This is a genomic window from Aeribacillus composti (genome assembly GCF_007827555.1).
Taxonomy (GTDB): Bacteria; Bacillota; Bacilli; order Bacillales; family Aeribacillaceae; genus Aeribacillus; species Aeribacillus composti.
This window is the reverse complement of sequence record NZ_VISS01000013.1, coordinates 64,654-84,042: the sequence shown is the minus strand read 5'-3', so window position 1 is coordinate 84,042 and position 19,389 is coordinate 64,654. Positions and strand designations below refer to the sequence as shown.

Below are 19,389 nucleotides of genomic sequence, written 5' to 3'. Positions count from 1 at the left end.
ACTTATAAAACTATGAAAAAAGGGGACAAGATAGAACTGCCAACCGCAAAAATGGAAAAGAAGCCGGGTTTTCCCTGGCTCCGGTCAAGACTTTTGCTGCTCTTTTTGGTCCCTTAAAACGGCCTTTCTTGATAAATTGACACGACCTTGTTTATCGATTTCCATCACTTTGACTAAAATTTCATCACCGACTGACACAACATCCTCCACTTTTCCTACCCGCTCTTCTGCAAGCTCAGAAATGTGGACAAGACCATCTTTTCCGTTAAACAGTTCCACGAATGCGCCGAATTTCTCGATCCGTTTAACTTTTCCTAAATACATTTGTCCGACTTCAATTTCTCTTACAATATCTTCAATAATTTTCTTCGCTTTTTTATTCATTCCTTCGTCTACGGAAGAAATGTAGATTGTGCCATCTTGTTCAATATCGATTTTTACTCCTGTTTCTTCAATGATTTTGTTAATTTGTTTTCCGCTAGGTCCAATCACGTCACGAATTTTATCCGGATTGATGACCATGGTTAAAATTTTTGGAGCATATGGCGATAATTGCTTTCTCGGTTCAGAGATTGTCGCCAGCATCGATTTCAAAATTTCAAGGCGGCCTTTGCGAGCTTGTTTTAACGCTTCTTCTAAAATTTCACGGGACAAGCCTTTAATTTTAATGTCCATTTGCAGCGCGGTGACGCCTTTTTCTGTACCAGCGACTTTAAAGTCCATATCACCAAGCGCATCTTCCATGCCTTGAATATCTGTTAAAACCGTATAGTTGTCACCAGATTTTACAAGTCCCATTGCAATTCCAGCAACAGGCGACTTAATCGGCACGCCGGCATCCATCATCGCTAAGGTGCTTGCACAAATGCTCGCTTGTGAAGTTGAACCATTTGATTCAAGCACTTCTGAAACGAGACGAATTGTGTACGGAAAATCGCGCTCGGAAGGTATGACTGGCTCAAGCGCTCTTTCTCCCAACGCTCCATGACCAATTTCCCGTCTGCCAGGCCCCCTCATCGGACCGGTTTCCCCGACACTAAATGGCGGGAAGTTGTAGTGATGCATGAACCGCTTTGATTCTTCCACGCCGAGTCCGTCAAGTATTTGTACGTCTCCTAAAGCTCCGAGCGTACAAATAGACAGGGCTTGTGTTTGGCCGCGGGTGAAAAGACCTGAACCGTGCGTGCGCGGCAAAATTCCGACGGAAGACGATAATGGACGGATTTCGTCAATTTTTCGTCCGTCAGGTCTCACTTTTTCTTCTGTAATGAGACGGCGCACTTCCTCTTTCACGAGCTTGTGCAAAATTTCTTTTACTTGCTTAATCGTTTCTTCATCTGCTTCTTCTTCCTCAAATATTGCGACAGTTTTCTCTTTCACTTCATTAATAGCATCTTCGCGGGCGTGTTTTTCAGGCACTTGGATAGCTTGCAATAAGTCGGCAAGAGCCATTTCACGAACTCTTTTTTCAAGCTCCTCATCGATTTTATATAATTCGACTTCCATTTTTTCTTTTCCGATTTTTTCTACAATCTCTTCTTGGAATGCAATCAAACGTTTGATTTCTTCATGGCCAAACATGATTGCTTCTAAAATCGTTTCTTCAGGCACTTCATTGGCTCCTGCTTCCACCATGTTGATGGCATCTTTCGTGCCGGCTACGATTAAATGGATATCGCTTTTCTCAAGCTGTTCGACAGTTGGATTAATGATAAACTGGTCATCAAGGCGGCCGACCATGACACCGGCAATCGGACCTTCAAACGGAATGTCCGATATTGACAGCGCGAGCGAAGATCCAAACATAGCCGCCATTTCGGAAGAACAATCTTGGTCGACGCTCATCACCATGCTGACTACTTGAACCTCATTGCGAAACCCTTCTGGAAACAGCGGGCGAATCGGTCTATCGATTAAACGGCTCGCTAAAATAGCTTTTTCACTCGGTCTACCCTCTCGTTTAATAAACCCTCCCGGGATTTTACCGACAGCATAAAGCCTTTCTTCATAATTGACCGTTAGGGGAAAGAAATCCACTCCTTTTGCTTCCTTCGAAGCGGTTGCCGTACATAAAACGACCGTATCTCCATAGCGGACTAAAACGGCGCCGTTCGCTTGCTTCGCCAGCTGGCCGATTTCAACAGTCAGCTTCCGTCCGGACCAATCTATGGAAAAAACATGTTTCTCTTGATCCATACTTGTTTTGAACCCCTCTTTCATTGACAAAGTCTATCTTCGCACATAAGATTGTACAAAAATGTTATTTTTAAACTTTTCAATCTATATCGTTTTTATGTAATCTGTCATAAACTTTTTTGAATACAGTAAAAAAGCGGGAAATCTCCCGCTTCCATACAACTTAACGACGCAAACCGAGTTTATTGATGAGTTGACGGTACCGTGCAACATCTTTATTGCGCAAATACGTCAACAAATTACGGCGTTTCCCAACCATTTTCAAAAGACCTCTGCGTGAATGGTGGTCTTTTTTGTGAACGCGCAAATGCTCATTTAAAATGTTGATTTTTTCAGTTAGGATAGCAATTTGCACTTCAGGAGAACCAGTATCTGATTCATGTGTTTTAAATTGCTCAATCACTTCATTTTTCCGTTCTTGCGTTAAAGCCATCCTTGTCCACCTCCTAAATATAATCCCCGGCTACCTAGCAAGCGTCGGTGACTCGCGTTGCCACGCAGCGGTTAAAAGTTACAAGAATAAGAATACTATTTTTCCCAAGAAAAAGCAAGGAGGTTCCATTAAAAATTTTTTTCAGCCGTGATTTTATCCGATTCTGCCAGCCGCTGAAAAAAATCTTTAGCTTCCTTGATATCCCGTTTGATTTGGGCAATTAATTCTTCCACACCAGAAAACTTTTGTTCACTTCGTATTCGTTTGAACCATTTTACGGTCACATCTATATCATAAATTTCTTCATGAAAATCAAAAATATGAACTTCTATGCTCGGCTTGTCCGGTCTTTTTTCATGAAATGTCGGCTTATAACCGATATTGCATATGCCCGCATATTCCTTCCCATTCATGCTGATTTTGACCGCATATACCCCTGTCGGAGGAGTAATGTAGGATTCGCTTAGTTCAATATTTGCGGTTGGAAAGCCGATTGTCCGCCCTCGCTTTTCTCCATGGATTACCTTTCCGGATACTTGATGAGGCCGCCCTAGAAGAGAGCATGCATAAGAAACATCACCATTTTTAATAGCGTTTCGAACGAGGGAAGAGCTGATTTTTCTTTCACCGTCTGTCAGCTTTTCGACCGTCGTATGCGTAAAGGCTCCTCTTGAATAGAAAGGCAAAGTTTCCATTGTCCCTTTTCCAAACCGGCCGAATGTAAAATCAAAACCGGCCACAACGTGAATGGCATTTAATCCGATAATATATTGATCGACAAATTGTTGAGGCTGAAGCGAGCTAAAGCTTTCTGTAAATTCGACTAAATACAATCGATCAATTCCAAGATCTTCAATAAACTTCAGTTTCTCTTGTAAAGGAGTAATATATTCTATTTGTTGAATATTTTTTTTTAAGACGATGGATGGGTGCGGATCAAATGTCATCACCGCACATTCAACATTTAATTCTTCAGCCTTCTGTTTAGCTGTTTGAATGACTTTTTGATGCCCTTTATGGACTCCATCAAAAAATCCGAGCGCCATTACCGATTTCGGCACATTTTGTTTTGCCAAATGGTGTGGATGTGTTATTTTTATCATTTTCACCGAAAGTTCCCCTTTTCTTACCTATTCATTCGTTTTTAACACCTTGACGGGTTTAAGCACATTGTTTTTTTCTGAATGCTTTTTATATATGGCAATAATTTCTCGATTATTCCATATTGCTACAACATCATTTTGTCCAATATGCTGGAAATCCTCGTTCATTTCCAACATCGCTCCGTTTTTTACTTTCTTTGCTAATGTATCATTTATTTTAATTTTCGGCAATTGATTTAATGCTTCCTCTATGGTAAGAAAACCGTTTGGCAAATCTCCCGTTTTTAAACATTGCTCGACCGCAGAAAACGTGACGCAGTCATGTAAATGAAAACGGCCGGATCTTATTCGCACCAATTCAGACATGTGAGCAGGATACCCTAATTTTTCTCCAATCATGACCGCGAGAGTTCGAATATATGTCCCTTTTGAGCAAGAGACTTGAATGGAAAAGGAAGCCGTTTTGTCATGTTGTTTTATATCGCTTAAAAGGTGCATGGCATGAATGACAACCCTTCTTTTCGGCCTTTCGACTACTTTCCCTTCACGCGCGTATTCGTATAATTTTTTTCCATTTACTTTTACTGCAGAATACATTGGCGGAATTTGTTCAATTTCTCCGCGAAAGCTTTCCAGCACTCGTTCAATTTCCTCTTTTGATGGCGGGAGCTTTACTTCTTTTACAGCAATAATGCTTCCAGAAGCATCCTCTGTTTCAGTGGCAGCTCCTAATGTTACTTCAGCGATGTATTCCTTATTCTCAGCCATTAAATATGACGAAATTTTTGTTGCCTTGCCGATGCAAATAGGGAGCACGCCTGAGACATCCGGATCTAATGTACCAGTATGCCCCGCTTTTTTCGTTCGAAACAATTTGCGCACTTTTTGGACACAATCATTTGAAGTCATTCCTCTAGGTTTATGTAAGAGAAGAACGCCGTCCACAGTCACACCTTCCTTTTGCCAGCTGCAATCATGAAAAAAGAACCCGTTACACAATTGTGAAACGGGATTCCTCAGCTTTCATGATCTCTTTCTTCTTTTTTCAATTCATGGATTAATGATTCGATTCGATTGCCATAATCAATTGTCTCGTCAAATTCAAAATGAATTTCCGGAGTTTTCCGCAGCCGAATCCGCGACCCGATTTCAGAGCGGATAAATCCTTTGGCTTTCGCCAGCGCCTTCATCGTGTTTTCCTTCTGTTCCTCATTTCCCAATACAGAAATATATACTTTAGCGATTTGCAAATCCCCTGTTAAGCGAACGTCCGTTACAGTTACAAATCCAATTCTCGGGTCTTTAATTTTTCTGCCAATAATATCGCTTAGCTCTTTTTTCATCTGTTCAGCTACTCTGTTTGCTCTTAGGCTCATTTCATCACCTCATTTGCTAAAACCAGTCAAATGTTGTAATGGTTCGTTCAATTTCAGGAAAAGAATCGATCAACTTCAATGCCTGGTTCAGTTCTTTTTCCGCGATGGCGCGGCTCGATGCAAGGCAGGCAATGCCGATTTCGGTCCGCTGCCATGCATCCTGAAAGCCGATTTCTGCAACACTGACATTAAATTTGTTTTGCAGTCTTTTTATAATTCGTTGCACTACTGCACGTTTTTCTTTTAAAGAAGAAGCTTCAAAAATCATGCATTCACATGATACCATTCCGAGCATTATTTTTTAACTTCCTCCATGATGAACGCTTCAATCGTGTCGCCTTCTTTAATATCGTTAAAGTTTTTAATCGTAAGTCCGCACTCATATCCTTGAGCAACTTCTTTTACATCATCTTTAAAACGTTTTAAAGTGTCAATTTCACCTTCAAAAATCACGACTCCGTCCCGAATTAAGCGAACGCCGCTGTCGCGTGTAACAGAACCATCTGTGACGTAGCAGCCGGCAATTGTACCGATTTTAGAAACTTTGAATGTTTGCCGCACTTCAAGGGTACCGATCACTTTTTCTTCGTATTCAGGATCAAGCATACCTTTCATAGCCGCTTCGATTTCTTCGATCACTTTATAAATGATGCGGTGAAGGCGAATGTCGACGTTTTCCGCTTCCGCTGTTCTCTTCGCATTCACATCCGGGCGAACATTAAAGCCGATCACAATAGCGTTGGAAGCAGAGGCAAGCATGATGTCATATTCCGTAATGGCACCGACACCGGTGTGAATAATTTTTACTTTTACTCCTTCAACATCGATTTTTTGAAGAGCTGATGAAAGAGCTTCAACGGAACCTTGCACATCTGCTTTGACGATTAAATTAATTTCTTTTATATCATTTTGCTTAATTTGTTCAAATAAATCATCAAGGCTTAGCTTTGTCTTTTCGCTGCGCTGCTCTTCCAGCTGTTTTTTCGCACGGGCTTCACCGATTTGACGCGCTTTTTTCTCATCTTCAAATACCATAAATCTGTCGCCGGCTAATGGAACTTCATGAAGACCGGTGATTTCAACCGGAGTGGACGGTAAAGCTTCTTTTACACGTTTTCCGACATCATTCACCATCGCACGCACCCGTCCATATGTGTTTCCGACAACAATTGGATCACCGACACGAAGCGTTCCGTTTTGAACAAGCAATGTTGCAACTGAACCTCTGCCTTTATCAAGCTTTGCTTCAACAACCGTACCGGTTGCAAGACGATTCGGATTCGCTTTTAACTCTTCCATTTCCGCAACGAGCAAGATCATTTCCAATAGTTCAGGAATTCCGTCACCTTTTAATGCCGAAATTGGCACAAATATCGTGTCGCCGCCCCAATCTTCCGGTACAAGGCCATGTTCCGTTAATTCCTGCATCACACGGTCAGGATTTGCCGTCGGCTTATCCATTTTGTTGACCGCTACAATAATCGGCACATTCGCAGCTTTTGCATGGTTAATTGCCTCAACTGTCTGCGGCATAACACCATCATCTGCAGCAACGACTAAAACAGTAATATCTGTTAATTGAGCACCGCGGGCTCTCATTGTTGTAAACGCTGCATGGCCAGGTGTATCTAAAAATGTGATCTTTTTCCCTTCCACTTCAACCTGGTAAGCGCCGATATGCTGCGTAATGCCTCCAGCTTCGCCTTCAGCCACTTTTGTTTTTCGAATGGAATCTAAAAGAGTCGTTTTCCCATGGTCAACATGCCCCATAATTGTCACAACAGGAGGACGGCTGACAAGATCTTCTTCCTTGTCTTCGATTTCATACTTTTCAAATTCTGTTTCATCGAAAACAATTTCTTCTTCCACTTCAACGCCGTATTCAGAAGCGATCAGTTCGATAATGTCCTTCTCCAGCTCTTGGTTGATTGTTGCCATGACGCCGAGCATCATGAGCTTCTTAATGATCTCTGACGGTTCTTTATGGAGTTTGTTGGCAAGCTCAGCGACTGTTAAAGAGCCTTGATACGTAATTTTGGACGGCAATTCTTTTTTGCTTGGAGCTTCATTTTGAACCGCTTTTTTGTTTTTCTTTCCATTTTTTTTGTTTTTATGTTTCGTTTGTTGAATCGGAACGTTTTGTTTGCGTTCCTCGCGTTTTGGAGAAGGTTTTTTGCCTGATTTTTTCTTGTTCAATACGATATCCTCATCGTCATCAAATGGAATGTCATCATATGCTGCATGCTTTTCTGCCTTTTGTTTTGGTTGATGATCTTTTTGAACGTTTTTCTTAGGTTGTTCCTTTTGATATCGTCCATTGAGTTTTTCAATTGTATTGCTGTCGATCATTGACATGTGGTTTGCAACATTTATATTCATTTCTTTTAATGTATGGATTACTTCTTTGCTCGTTATATTTTGTTGTTTTGCATATTCATATACTCGCATTTTACCCATACGTTCACCCCCAAAGTAGTTATTCAAGTAGAAGCTTCAACTTCTTGGCAAAACCTTCTTCCGTCACGGCAACAACTACTCTTTCTTCCTTACCGATCGATTGCCCAAGTTCGTATCGGTTTGGGGCAATCACGAGCGGAACTTTATAAAACGAACATTTATCCGTAATTTTTTTCTTCGTGTTAGAAGAAGCATCGTCTGCCAATAAAACGAGTTTTGCACGCTTATTTCGAACCTCTTTCAAAACAAGTTCTTCTCCTGAAATCACTTTTCTTGCCCGATAGGCAAGGCCTAATAAAGATTTCCATTGTCCATTCATGGCAATGAAGGTTTCTCCTTCTCAGCTAGCTGAATTAATTCATCATATATAGATTCCGGAACAGGCGCATCTAAATGGACGGATAGCACATTTTTCTTTTTCGCCTTTAAAATGCAGTCTTTATCAAGAGTGATATAAGCACCGCGTCCATTTTTCTTTCCTGTTAAATCAACCGAAACTTCTCCTTCTTTCGAACGAACGATTCGAACAAGCTCCTTTTTGGGTCTCATTTCGCCAGTCGCCACACATTTTCTCATCGGAATTTTCTTTTGCTTTGCCACTGGTAACCACCTCTATTCGTCTTGTTCTTCTCCGTGTTCATCATCCGTATTGTCAAATTGGAATAAACTATCATGCTCTTCGCGAGGATAGATGTTCAGCTCTCTCGCTTCCGATTCGCTTTTAATATCAATTTTCCATCCGGTTAATTTGGCAGCGAGGCGCGCGTTTTGCCCTCTTTTGCCAATCGCAAGGGATAATTGATAATCAGGAACGATGACGGTTGTAGCTTTTTCCTCTTCATCGACAATAACGTCCAAAACTTTTGAAGGACTTAAAGCATTTGCAACAAATTCAACAGGATTTTTAGACCAGCGAACGATATCAATTTTTTCGCCATTCAACTCGTTTACAATTGCTTGAACACGCTGGCCTTTTGGTCCAACGCATGATCCGACCGGGTCAACTTCAGGATTGTCGGAATGAACCGAAATCTTTGATCTGTCACCTGCCTCCCGGGCGACTGATTTAATTTCCACTGTCCCGTCATATATTTCCGGAACTTCCAATTCGAATAAACGCTTCAACAGCCCCGGGTGTGTTCTGGAAACAAAAATTTGTGGTCCTTTTGTTGTTTTTTCTACTTTTGTAATGAATACTTTAATTCGGTCATGAGGTTCGTATTTTTCATTCGGCATCTGTTCCGATTGTGGGAGGAGAGCCTCTATTTTCCCTAGACTTACGTATATATATTTGGGATCAGTTCTTTGGACGATTCCGGTCATGATATCTTCTTCACGATCAATAAATTCCGAATAAATGACTCCTCTTTCGGCTTCACGAACTCGCTGCGTAACGACTTGTTTCGCAGTTTGTGCTGCTATTCGTCCAAATTCTTTCGGTGTCACCTCAATTTCAACGACATCGCCGATTTCATATTGGGGATTGATGTTCATCGCATCATGGATGGAAATTTCCAAACGGGGATCCGTTACTTCTTCCACCACTTCTTTTCTCGCAAACACCTGCATCGTACCTGTTTCGCGATTAATATCGACACGCACGTTTTGCGCTTGGTTAAAGTTGCGTTTGTATGCAGAAATGAGGGCAGCTTCAATCGCATCTATAATGACATCTTTACTAATGCCTTTTTCTTTTTCTAATACTGTCAAGGCATCTAAAAGTTGGCTGTTCATAAAATGATGTTCCTCCTCATCACTTAAATATTAAATGAAACGGCAAGTCTAGCTTTTGCAATTTTTCCCCAAGGAATTTCCACTTGTTTAGTTTTTGTTTTCACTCTTATTTCGAGTGTGGCAATCTCGCCGTCAAAATCCGTTAAAACCCCTTCAAAATGTTTTTCCCCGTTGATCGGCTCGTAAGTTTTGAGTGCGACATTTTTCCCGACAGCCTTTTCAAAATCGGCCTTTGTTTTTAAAGGACGTTCAGCGCCTGGAGAAGATACCTCCAAGAAATAGTTGTGAGGAATCGGATCGATTTCATCCAGCTTTTCGCTCAAATGTTCGCTTACCATACCGCACTCTTCAATATCGACACCATCTTCAGAATCAATAAAAAGCCGTAAATACCAATTTTTCCCCTCTTTTACATATTCAATATCTACTAGTTCCAGCTGCAAATTTTCAAGAATTGGCGATGCTAGTTCTTTGACGAGATCTGTTATAGATTGGCTCATATTTTCCTCCTTAATTTCAGCGTTTCAGAAAGGGACATCTATTTAATCGTCATAAAAAACTAGTTCCAATAGGAAAGAGTGGGTTTTTTCCCCACTCTTTCGTTAGGCTTTTTTTAGCATTTCCATAAATGAATATAACATAACCTAATCAGGTTTGCAAATTGAATCGCAAATCAGAAAAGGGAGAGCTGATTTTGCTCAGGCAGCGATGCCAAACAGCCATGATTTTCAAGATATTCCATAATCGTTTTTGAAATTTTTGTCCGCTCCTGCAGATCCTCTTTGGATAAAAATTCTCCTTCTTCTCTCGCTTTAACAATATTGATAGCCGCGTTCGTACCAAGCCCTGGTATCGAATTAAACGGTGGTATCAGGCTGTCGCCGTCAATAATGAATTCTTTGGCTTGAGAGCGGTATAAATCTACTTTTTGGAATGAAAATCCACGCTCCGTCATTTCAAGTGCCATCTCCAATACGGTCAGCAAGCTCTTCTCTTTTGGAGAAGCATCGAGCCCTTTTGCACTGATCTCTTCAATTTTCGCTCTGATTGCGGTGCTTCCTTTGATCATCGTTTCGATGTCAAAATCGTCCGCTCTGACTGTAAAATAAGTTGCATAGAATAGCAGAGGAAAATGCACTTTAAAATATGCAATCCGCACAGCCATTAATACATAAGCTGTCGCGTGAGCTTTTGGAAACATATATTTGATTTTTTTGCAAGATTCAATATACCAGTCTGGAACGCCGTTCTTTTTCATCTCTTCTTCCCATTCGGGAATCAAGCCTTTTCCTTTCCGAACCGACTCCATAATTTTAAAGGCTAACGACGGCTCCAATCCTTGATAGATTAAATAAACCATAATATCGTCACGGCAGCCAATGACCTCACTTAATGTACATGTGCCACTTTGAATCAGCTCTTGTGCGTTTCCTAGCCAAACATCTGTCCCATGGGACAATCCTGATATTTGGACAAGCTCTGAAAATGTCGTCGGTCTTGTTTCCTCCAACATTTGGCGGACAAATCGCGTGCCGAACTCTGGAATCCCCAGAGTGCCCGTTTTACAGCCAATCTGCTCCTCTGTCACGCCAAGTGATTCGGTTGAGGAAAAGATTTTCATTACTTCCGGATCATCTGTTGGAATGGTCTTCGGATCGATTCCGCTTAAATCTTGAAGCATTCTGATGACCGTCGGATCATCGTGCCCTAGTATATCAAGCTTTAATAAGTTATCGTGAATGGAGTGGAAATCAAAATGTGTCGTTTTCCAATCAGCGCTTGTATCATCTGCCGGATATTGAATTGGAGTAAAATCATATATATCCATATAATCGGGAACAACGATGATTCCTCCGGGATGCTGTCCTGTCGTCCGCTTGACCCCCGTACATCCTTTCACAAGCCGATCGACTTCTGCACTGCGGAAATGCAGATTATGATCGTTCATGTAGCCGCGGACAAATCCGAAAGCTGTCTTTTCGGCAACGGTGCCAATTGTTCCTGCACGGTACACTTTATCTTCACCAAACAGCACTTTCGTATAATTGTGTGCTCTCGGCTGATATTCACCTGAAAAATTCAAATCAATATCAGGCACCTTGTCTCCTTTAAATCCTAGAAACGTTTCAAACGGTATGTCATGCCCGTCCTTTTTATATGGCGCTCCGCATTGCGGACAATTTTTATCAGGAAGATCGTATCCGGATCCTACAGAGCCGTCATTGAAAAATTCGGAATGCTTGCATTTTGGACAAACGTAATGAGGCGGAAGAGGGTTCACCTCAGTAATTTCCGTCATCGTGGCAACAAAGGATGAGCCGACTGATCCCCTTGAACCGACCAAGTACCCGTCATCCAAAGATTTTTTTACTAGTTTGTGAGATATCAAATAAATGACGGCAAATCCGTGGCCGATAATGCTTTTCAACTCTTTTTCAAGCCTTGCTTGAACGATTTCCGGCAATGGGTCTCCGTATATTTCTTTGGCACGATTGTAGCTCATTTCCCGAATTTCTTCTTCGGCACCGTCTATTTTCGGTGTATACAGATCATCTTTAATCGGTTTTACATCACCTATGAGAGAGGCGATGTACTGGCTGTTTGTCACAACAATTTCTTTCGCTTTTTCATCGCCTAAAAAACGAAAAGCATCCAGCATTTCATTTGTTGTACGGAAATGCACATCAGGCAATGTATGGCGGTTTAAAGGATTCGCTCCCCCTTGCGAAGAAATTAAGATTTTCCGGTAAATTTTATCTTCCTTGTTTAAATAATGGACATTGCCTGTTGCCACAACCGGAATCGACAGCTTTTCCCCTAGTTTGACTATGTTTGCAATGATTTCTTTGATCGCTTGTTCATTTCGAACCTGCTCCGTCTCAATTAGAGGGTAATATACTTCCGGCGGATGCACTTCGAGAAAATCATAAAATGAAGCCATCTCTTCAACTTCTTCTGGACCTTTTTGCATCATTGCTTCGAAAATTTCTCCCTTGTCGCAGCCTGAACCAATTAAAATGCCTTCCCTATGCTTTAACAATACAGAACGGGGAATGCGCGGAACGCGATAAAAATATTGAACATGGGAAAGAGATACAAGCTTAAATAAATTTTTCAGCCCTGTTTCATTTTGCACAAGAAGCGTCGCGTGAAACGGTCTTGCCCGCTCATACGCTTTTGAATCCCCAGTCCGCTCATTCAGCTCATCATGATAAAGAATTCCTCGTTCATTTACCTCTTGCAGCAATTTTACAAGCAAATAGCCGGTTGCTTCCGCATCATAAATGGCTCTATGATGCTGTACAAGCTCTATATCAAACTTTTTGCACAATGTATTCAGGCGGTGGTTTTTTAAATTAGGATATAAATATCTTGCAAGTTCAAGAGTATCAATGACAGGGTTGTCCGCCTTTTTAACCTGCAAATATTTTTTGTAGCCTGCATTAATAAAGCCCATGTCAAAGCTTGCATTGTGGGCAACTAAAATGCTGTCGGCTGCCCATTCTTTAAATTTGTACAATACTTCATCGACGTTGGGAGCATTTTGAACCATATCATCGGTAATTCCCGTCAGTTCTATCGTTGTTGCTGAAAGCGGATGGTGAGGGTTGGCAAACGATTCAAATCGGTCGATAATTTCCCCGTTTTTTATTTTCACCGCTGCAAGTTCAATGATCGTGTCGTATACAGCCGAAAGCCCTGTTGTTTCAACGTCAAACACAACAAAGGTATCTTCGCTTAAAAGTCTGTGCGATTCGTTATAAGCAATCGGTACACCGTCATCAACAATATTTGCTTCAAGACCGTAAATCATTTTAACGCCAAACTTTTTGCTTGCAGCATATGCCTCTGGAAAAGATTGGACAACTGCGTGATCTGTCAATGCAATCGCTTCATGGCCCCACATTTTAGCTTGTTCAACAAGATCTGTGATCGATGTGACGGCATCCATTTGGCTCATCTGCGAATGAAGGTGCAATTCCACCCTTTTCTCTCCTTCAGGTGCGGTATCGAGCCGTTTTTTCGGGTTGATTTCATTAATGTCATTGGCAATCATGACAAGATCACGAACAAATGTATCGTTTTGAATGCTTCCGCGAACTTTCAGCCACATTCCTTTTTTGATCGATGCAAGCAATGCATTATCTTCTTTATCGCGGCCGAACATTTTGACTAAAATGGAATTGGTATAATCGGTAATTTTAAACGTGCATAACGTTCTTCCGCTTTTTAATTCCTTTGTTTCCGCCTCAAAAACATATCCTTGAATGACGACTCTCCGCTCTTCATCAAAAATGTTATCAAGAGTGCGAATTTCTTCGTCATCTTTTATTTTGTATCCGATAATAAGAGGACCTTCCTGCTTTTTAGGCTCCTGAGTTTGATTTTCCTTTCCATTTTGCTTCATTTCCATCATTGCTTGTAAAATCCGCTCTTCGTCTTCTTTTTGCTTCTGCTCCAAAAATTTTTCCCATTCTTCGTTAGATGCATCGATCACCGTGTCGATAGTCAGCTTTGGAAAGCCGTACTTCTCGTACGCCTGCTGGATGATGGGGCCGTATTTTTTCTTGATCGTTTCATTTTCCGTCTCATTTCTCGTGCGAATCATTAATTTTTGCTTTTCCAGCTTCGGCATTTGTTCTTTTAACAGTGATAATATCGGCGGAGAAACCCCCTCCATTTCTTGGAGGCAAAACTCCCAGTAGTCTTGAACGAGCTGTTCATCATATTCTTGTTTCACAGTTGTAATGTGAAACGTAACATTGGCTAAATGAGAAAATGTTTTGTTCAATCTTCTATCAAACAATTGCAGGATACGAAATGGAAGAATGTTTTCAAGCCGAAAAGAGAAATCCCATAATTTAGATTTTTTATGAACTGTTAATTTTAAGATCGCTCCGTTTTGGAAATAAGGGTAGATTTGATCATCCGTCATTTCAAGCTGTTTCAACAAAATCTGAAACCGTTCTTTTTGCTGCTGCAAGTCTTTATCATCCATTGGTTTCCCCTCTTTCCCAAAAAGTTAATAGGGGGCTTGACCCGTTTGACAAATTATCATAAAGGCAAGACCCCCTACTCTTCACCTATGCCAGCTTCATCTACGGCATCCAGCTTCATTAGCGGAGAAGTTTGGCAAGCTGCTCTTTTAGCTGATCAACAGAAACTTCTATACTATTTCCGCTTTTTCTTTCTTTCACTTCTACAATCCCTTCACCAGCTCTTTTTCCGACCGTTATTCTGACAGGAATGCCAATTAAATCACTGTCAGCAAATTTCACACCCGGCCGTTCAGCACGATCATCATAAAGGACTTCGTATCCTTTCGCCTGCAAATCGTGATAAATTTGCTCTGCAACCTTGACTTGTTCTTCGTTTTTCATATTAACCGGAATAAGGTGGACTTCAAACGGAGCTAATTTATTAGGCCAAATAATTCCATTTTCATCATGAAATTGCTCGACCACCGCAGACAGTAAGCGTGAAACACCGATACCATAGCATCCCATGATGATAGGGTTTGTTTTTCCCTTTTCATCTAAAAATTCTGCCTTCATCGCTTCACTGTATCTTGTGCCAAGCTTAAAGACGTGGCCGACTTCAATGCCTTTCGCGAACTTGATCCGTCCCTTTCCGTCCGGCGAAGGGTCCCCTTCCTGAATAAATCTTATATCTTCATACTTGGTAACGGTAAAATCCCGATCAGGGTTTACTCCGATATAGTGCAAATCGTTTTCATTTGCCCCGCATATTCCATTTACGACTGCTTGAACTGCATAATCTGCGACAATTTCCACTTTGTCGGATGCGCCGATCGGTCCTAAAAATCCGGGTGAAACTCCCATTACCTGCTCTGTTTCTTCAGCTGAAGCAAGTTCAACAACTGATGCCTGATAAAGGTTTTTCAGTTTCACGTCATTGACCTCATGATCACCGCGGACAAGAACAAGAACGAACTTTTCATCTACTTTAAATAAAACGGATTTTATTAATTTTTCCTTCGGAACTTGGAAAAACTGCGCCACTTCTTCAATGGATTTTTTGTTTGGCGTTTCTTTTTTTTCAAGCTCCATGAGCGGTTCGTCAACCTTTTCATAAGATGCAACTACCGGAGCCATTTCAATATTTGCTGCATAATCGGACGAATCAGAATATGCGATCGTATCTTCTCCGATTTCCGAAAGCACCATAAATTCATGAGTATCTTTACCGCCCATTGCTCCCGAATCAGCGATGACTGCGCGAAAGTTCAACCCACATCGAGTAAAGATGCGGCTGTATGCTTCTCGAACCTGTTCGTACACTTCATCTAAGCTTTCCTGTGTAGCATGAAAAGAGTAAGCATCTTTCATAATGAACTCTCGTCCCCGCAAAAGACCGAACCGCGGACGCTTTTCATCCCGGAACTTCGTTTGAATTTGATAAAGGGTGAGCGGCAGACGCTTATAAGATTTGATCTCATCTTTTACCAAACTTGTTATAACTTCTTCATGAGTCGGACCTAAAGCAAAATCACGTTCATGACGGTCTTTCAATCTCATTAATTCTGATCCGTATGAATACCAGCGGCCAGACTCCTGCCAAAGTTCTGCTTGCTGCAAAGCCGGCATTAGCAACTCCACCGCTCCGATCCGGTTCATTTCCTCTCTGATAATATTTTCAATTTTGGTTAACACTCTATGAGCAAGAGGCAGATACGAATAAACACCGCTAGCTGTCTGCCGAATGTATCCGGCACGCAACAGCAGCTGGTGGCTTTTAACTTCCGCATCTGCTGGATTTTCTCTCATTGTGGGTATAAATGACTGACTCTGTTTCATTTAAAGCACCTCGAATTTGATTTCTATATTATTTTTTAAAGGAAAAACTTTTGGATGTCATTCCATGTCACAACGAGCATTAACAGCATTAGAAGTGCAAATCCGATAAAGTGGACGATCCCTTCTTTTTGTCGATCAATCGGTTTTCCCCGGACCGCTTCAATGGCAAAAAACAATAAGCGTCCTCCATCTAGAGCTGGAATTGGAAGCAAGTTCATAATGCCAAGGTTAATGCTTAAGAGAGCCGTCCAGCTCAATAGGCTTGTCAAGCCTGTTTCTGCAACTTTTCCTGTCATATCATATATGCCGACAGGTCCAGAGAGCATATCAATTGAAAATTGTCCGGTTATCAGCTTCCCAACCGCAAATATTATTTCTTTCGACCATGTATAGGTCTCAACTAAGCCATATTTCAAAGAACCGAAAAATGTTTTTTCAACCGGGGAATAAACTCCTATTTGGCCGATCGTTTTGTTTTCGGATTTCACAGAATCCGGCGTTACCGTCATTTCCAATTCTTCTCCGGAACGTTCAATTGAAAAAAGAAGCTCATTCTCCGGATTTGCTCTGATCATTTCAACGACATCTTTCCACGAATTCATCGGCGTTCCTTCTATTTCTTTTACAACATCGCCTTCCCGTAATCCTGCTTGTTCAGCCGCGCTGTCAGGGACGATTTCTCCTAAAACCGGTTCATTCACGGGCACTCCTTGGCTTAAGCCGAGGTAAAACAAAACTAAAAACCCTAATAGAAAATTCATAAAAGGTCCGGCAGCAATGGCGAGCGTTCTTTGAACGAGCGTTTTTGAAGCAAATTGCCTGTTATAAGGTGCAATTTGAATTTCTTCACCGTCAACTACATAAAAGGATGTTTCGCTTACTTCAAACCTTTTTAGACCGCTGTCTTCTCCATCTTCATAGCCTGTGATAAACATTCCATGTTCCAAATCTGCTTGTTCAACTTCAATCACTTTTGCATTAGGATACTTTTCTTTTCTGTTTAAAATAATTTTTTCAACTTGTCCTTTCTGATTAAACAATAGTCCAACCTGATAGCCAGGTTTGACCTCAATCATCTCCGGGTCTTCCCCCGCCATGCGCACGAAGCCGCCGATAGGCAAAAGCCTGATCGTATAGACCGTTTCTTTTCGTTTAAACGACAAAATTTTCGGCCCGAAGCCGATTGCAAATTCACGGCATAAAATGCCTGCCCTTTTCGCCATAACTAAGTGCCCTAATTCGTGGAAAAACACCAATACGCCAAAAATAACGACAAATGCGATCACCGTGTTCACTTATTTTACCACCTCTAATTAATTAAAGATTGAACAAACTGTCTTGTCCTTCCATCCGCTTCTTGTATATCCTCCAAGGTCGGATTGAAAAGCGGAGCATGTTCTTCTAATGCCCTTTCCACAAGTTCTTCTATCTTTAAAAACGGAATTTTATCTTCCAAAAAAGCATTGACTGCCACTTCGTTCGCTGCGTTTAAAACAGCAGGCATTGTACCTCCTATTTTACCCGAATCAAAAGCAAATTTTAAGCAACGGTATCGATCAAAATCAATTTTTTCAAAATGAAGCTGTCCATATTTTGTTAAATCCAATCTTTCGCTTTCATAAGAAGGAATTCTATTTGGATATGTAAGCGCATATTGAATCGGTATTTTCATATCAGGAGTTCCAAGCTGCGCTATGATGCTGCCATCATGAAATTCGACCATCGAGTGAATGACACTTTCTTTATGCAGCAGCACATCAATTTGGTCGTATGAAACAGAAAAGAGCCAATGTGCTTCAATGACTTCAAGCCCTTTGTTCATCATCGTCGCAGAATCGATCGTTATTTTTGCGCCCATTGACCAGTTCGGATGGTTTAACGCTTCCTTAACTGTAACATGCTTTAATTCATTTCGCGATTTATCCCGAAAGCTTCCTCCTGAAGCCGTTAAAATAAGCCGTTCGACGCTTTCCTTTTTTTCCCTGTTCAAGCATTGGAAAATCGCGGAATGTTCACTGTCCACAGGAAGAATTTGCACATTGTGTTTTCGAGCATAGTCGGTCACAATTTGTCCAGCTGTAACAAGTGTTTCCTTATTCGCTAAAGCGACCGTTTTTTTCGCTTCGATCGCTTTTAGTGTTGGAATAAGCCCGACGCTCCCAATGACCGCATTCACTACTATCTCGCCTTTATGATAAGCAGCCGTTTCACACAGCCCGTCATGTCCGTATGTAAGCTGACAGTTAGAAGGGATGTTCAAACGAATTTGATCATAAATTTCACGATTTTTGACAGCAACAAGCTCTGGTTTAAATTCATGAACAGCCTTCAATCCAAGTTCGATATTTTCTCCAAATGACATCGCAACTAGCCTGAATGAATCCGGATTTGCTCGAATCACATCGAGAGTTTGCTGCCCAATAGATCCTGTCGCACCCAGCAAAATAATTTTTTTCACATTGTCACCCCTTGTCTACTGATCAATTGGATGAAGAAATATAAAATCGGCATAATAAAAATCAAGCTGTCAAAACGGTCAAGAACTCCCCCGTGGCCTGGAAAAATCGTTCCGGAATCCTTTGTGCCGTAATGGCGTTTAAAAGCGGACTGTACTAAATCCCCCATTTGTCCAACAATAGAAACAATGACGGACACAAAAACGGTTTGAACATATGTCGGTAAAAAATTTGCAAAATAGTGGAAAATTAATCCAACCAAAATTGCCGAGAAAATCCCTCCGAAAAATCCTTCGACTGTTTTATTAGGGCTAATTTCAGCTGATAGTTTTTTCTTTCCGAAGGCTCGGCCGATAAAGTAAGCGCCTGAATCAGTCGCCCAAATCGTTAGCAGAGCAAACAAAAGCTTGTCTAGACCTAACACTCTCATTTCAATAAAAAAATAAAATCCGACTCCCACATATATGATCGCAATGAGCGCAAATCCAACGTCATCAAAAGAAAATTGGTTTTTTGAAAACACTGTATAGATCAATAACAGGATCGCGCCAAAAAAAAGAAAGCCAGTTTTACTTATATGTATTTGATGAAGCAAATCAATATAACGGTTTGGGAAAATTAAAATCCATAAAAGGATAAAGCTGAACAAAACTGGAAATGAAAATAAATGAAATCGTTTCATTCTAAATAATTCAAACAATCCAACTGATGCGAGCACATAAATAGCAATTGTCAGCGGAAGTCCGCCAATAATGACAATTGGTACAAATAAGGCTAAAGCACAAATTGCTGTAATGATTCGTGTTTTCATTTTTT

At 41.1% G+C, this 19,389-nt stretch carries 16 protein-coding genes; all 16 read right to left on the bottom strand.

Annotation, left to right across the window (positions count from 1 at the left end):
• Positions 1-84 precede the first annotated feature (84 nt).
• The 16 genes from pnp to FB379_RS08565 all read right to left on the bottom strand — a co-directional run bounded on the left by pnp (position 85) and on the right by FB379_RS08565 (position 19,384).
• Entirely contained in the window at positions 85-2,196 is a 2,112-nt protein-coding gene (gene pnp / locus FB379_RS08640) for a polyribonucleotide nucleotidyltransferase (protein WP_144597754.1), read from the bottom strand.
• A gap of 163 nt (positions 2,197-2,359) precedes the next feature.
• Positions 2,360-2,629: a 30S ribosomal protein S15 gene (gene rpsO, locus FB379_RS08635; RefSeq protein ID WP_063386709.1), complete on the bottom strand. Its 270-nt coding sequence runs from the start codon at positions 2,627-2,629 to the stop codon at positions 2,360-2,362.
• 128 nt (positions 2,630-2,757) lie between these two features.
• A complete protein-coding gene (ribF, locus tag FB379_RS08630; protein WP_144597753.1) occupies positions 2,758-3,738 on the bottom strand; it encodes a bifunctional riboflavin kinase/FAD synthetase in 981 nt (326 codons plus the stop codon).
• Between the two features lie 21 nt (positions 3,739-3,759).
• Positions 3,760-4,677, bottom strand: a complete 918-nt coding sequence (gene truB / locus FB379_RS08625; RefSeq protein ID WP_094246022.1) for a tRNA pseudouridine(55) synthase TruB — start codon at positions 4,675-4,677, stop codon at positions 3,760-3,762.
• A gap of 71 nt (positions 4,678-4,748) precedes the next feature.
• Positions 4,749-5,108 carry a 30S ribosome-binding factor RbfA gene (gene rbfA / locus FB379_RS08620; RefSeq protein ID WP_063386706.1) on the bottom strand — a complete coding sequence of 120 codons (360 nt, stop codon included), beginning with the start codon at positions 5,106-5,108 and terminating at the stop codon, positions 4,749-4,751.
• Positions 5,109-5,124: 16 nt separating this feature from the next.
• A complete protein-coding gene (locus FB379_RS08615) occupies positions 5,125-5,403 on the bottom strand; it encodes a DUF503 domain-containing protein (protein WP_063386705.1) in 279 nt (92 codons plus the stop codon).
• Positions 5,403-7,565 (bottom strand): translation initiation factor IF-2, encoded by a 2,163-nt coding sequence (gene infB, locus FB379_RS08610; RefSeq protein ID WP_144597752.1) that lies wholly within the window; start codon positions 7,563-7,565, stop codon positions 5,403-5,405. The genes FB379_RS08615 and infB overlap by 1 nt, the downstream gene beginning before the upstream one ends.
• Positions 7,566-7,584: 19 nt before the next feature.
• Positions 7,585-7,884, bottom strand: a complete 300-nt coding sequence (locus FB379_RS08605) for a YlxQ family RNA-binding protein (protein WP_063386703.1) — start codon at positions 7,882-7,884, stop codon at positions 7,585-7,587.
• Positions 7,881-8,165, bottom strand: a complete 285-nt coding sequence (gene rnpM / locus FB379_RS08600) for an RNase P modulator RnpM (protein WP_063386702.1) — start codon at positions 8,163-8,165, stop codon at positions 7,881-7,883. The genes FB379_RS08605 and rnpM overlap by 4 nt, the downstream gene beginning before the upstream one ends.
• A 12-nt stretch (positions 8,166-8,177) precedes the next feature.
• Positions 8,178-9,299, bottom strand: a complete 1,122-nt coding sequence (nusA, locus tag FB379_RS08595) for a transcription termination factor NusA (RefSeq protein WP_063386701.1) — start codon at positions 9,297-9,299, stop codon at positions 8,178-8,180.
• A gap of 23 nt (positions 9,300-9,322) precedes the next feature.
• Positions 9,323-9,799, bottom strand: a complete 477-nt coding sequence (gene rimP / locus FB379_RS08590; protein WP_144597751.1) for a ribosome maturation factor RimP — start codon at positions 9,797-9,799, stop codon at positions 9,323-9,325.
• Between the two features lie 173 nt (positions 9,800-9,972).
• On the bottom strand, positions 9,973-14,298 hold the full coding sequence (locus FB379_RS08585; protein ID WP_066246472.1) for a PolC-type DNA polymerase III: 4,326 nt from the start codon (positions 14,296-14,298) through the stop codon (positions 9,973-9,975).
• Between the two features lie 118 nt (positions 14,299-14,416).
• Positions 14,417-16,117, bottom strand: a complete 1,701-nt coding sequence (locus FB379_RS08580) for a proline--tRNA ligase (RefSeq protein WP_066246473.1) — start codon at positions 16,115-16,117, stop codon at positions 14,417-14,419.
• Positions 16,118-16,152: 35 nt separating this feature from the next.
• Positions 16,153-17,412, bottom strand: a complete 1,260-nt coding sequence (gene rseP, locus FB379_RS08575) for an RIP metalloprotease RseP (protein ID WP_063386697.1) — start codon at positions 17,410-17,412, stop codon at positions 16,153-16,155.
• Positions 17,413-17,426: 14 nt separating this feature from the next.
• Complete coding sequence (gene dxr / locus FB379_RS08570) at positions 17,427-18,575, bottom strand: 1-deoxy-D-xylulose-5-phosphate reductoisomerase (protein ID WP_144597750.1); 1,149 nt, start codon at positions 18,573-18,575, stop codon at positions 17,427-17,429.
• Entirely contained in the window at positions 18,572-19,384 is an 813-nt protein-coding gene (locus tag FB379_RS08565) for a phosphatidate cytidylyltransferase (protein WP_063386695.1), read from the bottom strand. Before FB379_RS08565 ends, dxr begins: the two co-directional genes overlap by 4 nt.
• Positions 19,385-19,389 lie beyond the last annotated feature (5 nt).

Bases quoted from the DNA above. Each gene is read 5' to 3' on its own strand.
- pnp (WP_144597754.1), bottom strand. From the start codon at position 2,196: ATGGATCAAGAGAAACATGTTTTTTCCATAGATTGGTCCGGACGGAAG.
- rpsO (WP_063386709.1), bottom strand. From the start codon at position 2,629: ATGGCTTTAACGCAAGAACGGAAAAATGAAGTGATTGAGCAATTTAAA.
- rbfA (WP_063386706.1), bottom strand. From the start codon at position 5,108: ATGAGCCTAAGAGCAAACAGAGTAGCTGAACAGATGAAAAAAGAGCTA.
- FB379_RS08615 (WP_063386705.1), bottom strand. From the start codon at position 5,403: ATGCTCGGAATGGTATCATGTGAATGCATGATTTTTGAAGCTTCTTCT.
- infB (WP_144597752.1), bottom strand. From the start codon at position 7,565: ATGGGTAAAATGCGAGTATATGAATATGCAAAACAACAAAATATAACG.
- FB379_RS08605 (WP_063386703.1), bottom strand. From the start codon at position 7,884: ATGAATGGACAATGGAAATCTTTATTAGGCCTTGCCTATCGGGCAAGA.
- nusA (WP_063386701.1), bottom strand. From the start codon at position 9,299: ATGAACAGCCAACTTTTAGATGCCTTGACAGTATTAGAAAAAGAAAAA.
- rimP (WP_144597751.1), bottom strand. From the start codon at position 9,799: ATGAGCCAATCTATAACAGATCTCGTCAAAGAACTAGCATCGCCAATT.
- FB379_RS08585 (WP_066246472.1), bottom strand. From the start codon at position 14,298: ATGGATGATAAAGACTTGCAGCAGCAAAAAGAACGGTTTCAGATTTTG.
- FB379_RS08580 (WP_066246473.1), bottom strand. From the start codon at position 16,117: ATGAAACAGAGTCAGTCATTTATACCCACAATGAGAGAAAATCCAGCA.
- FB379_RS08565 (WP_063386695.1), bottom strand. From the start codon at position 19,384: ATGAAAACACGAATCATTACAGCAATTTGTGCTTTAGCCTTATTTGTA.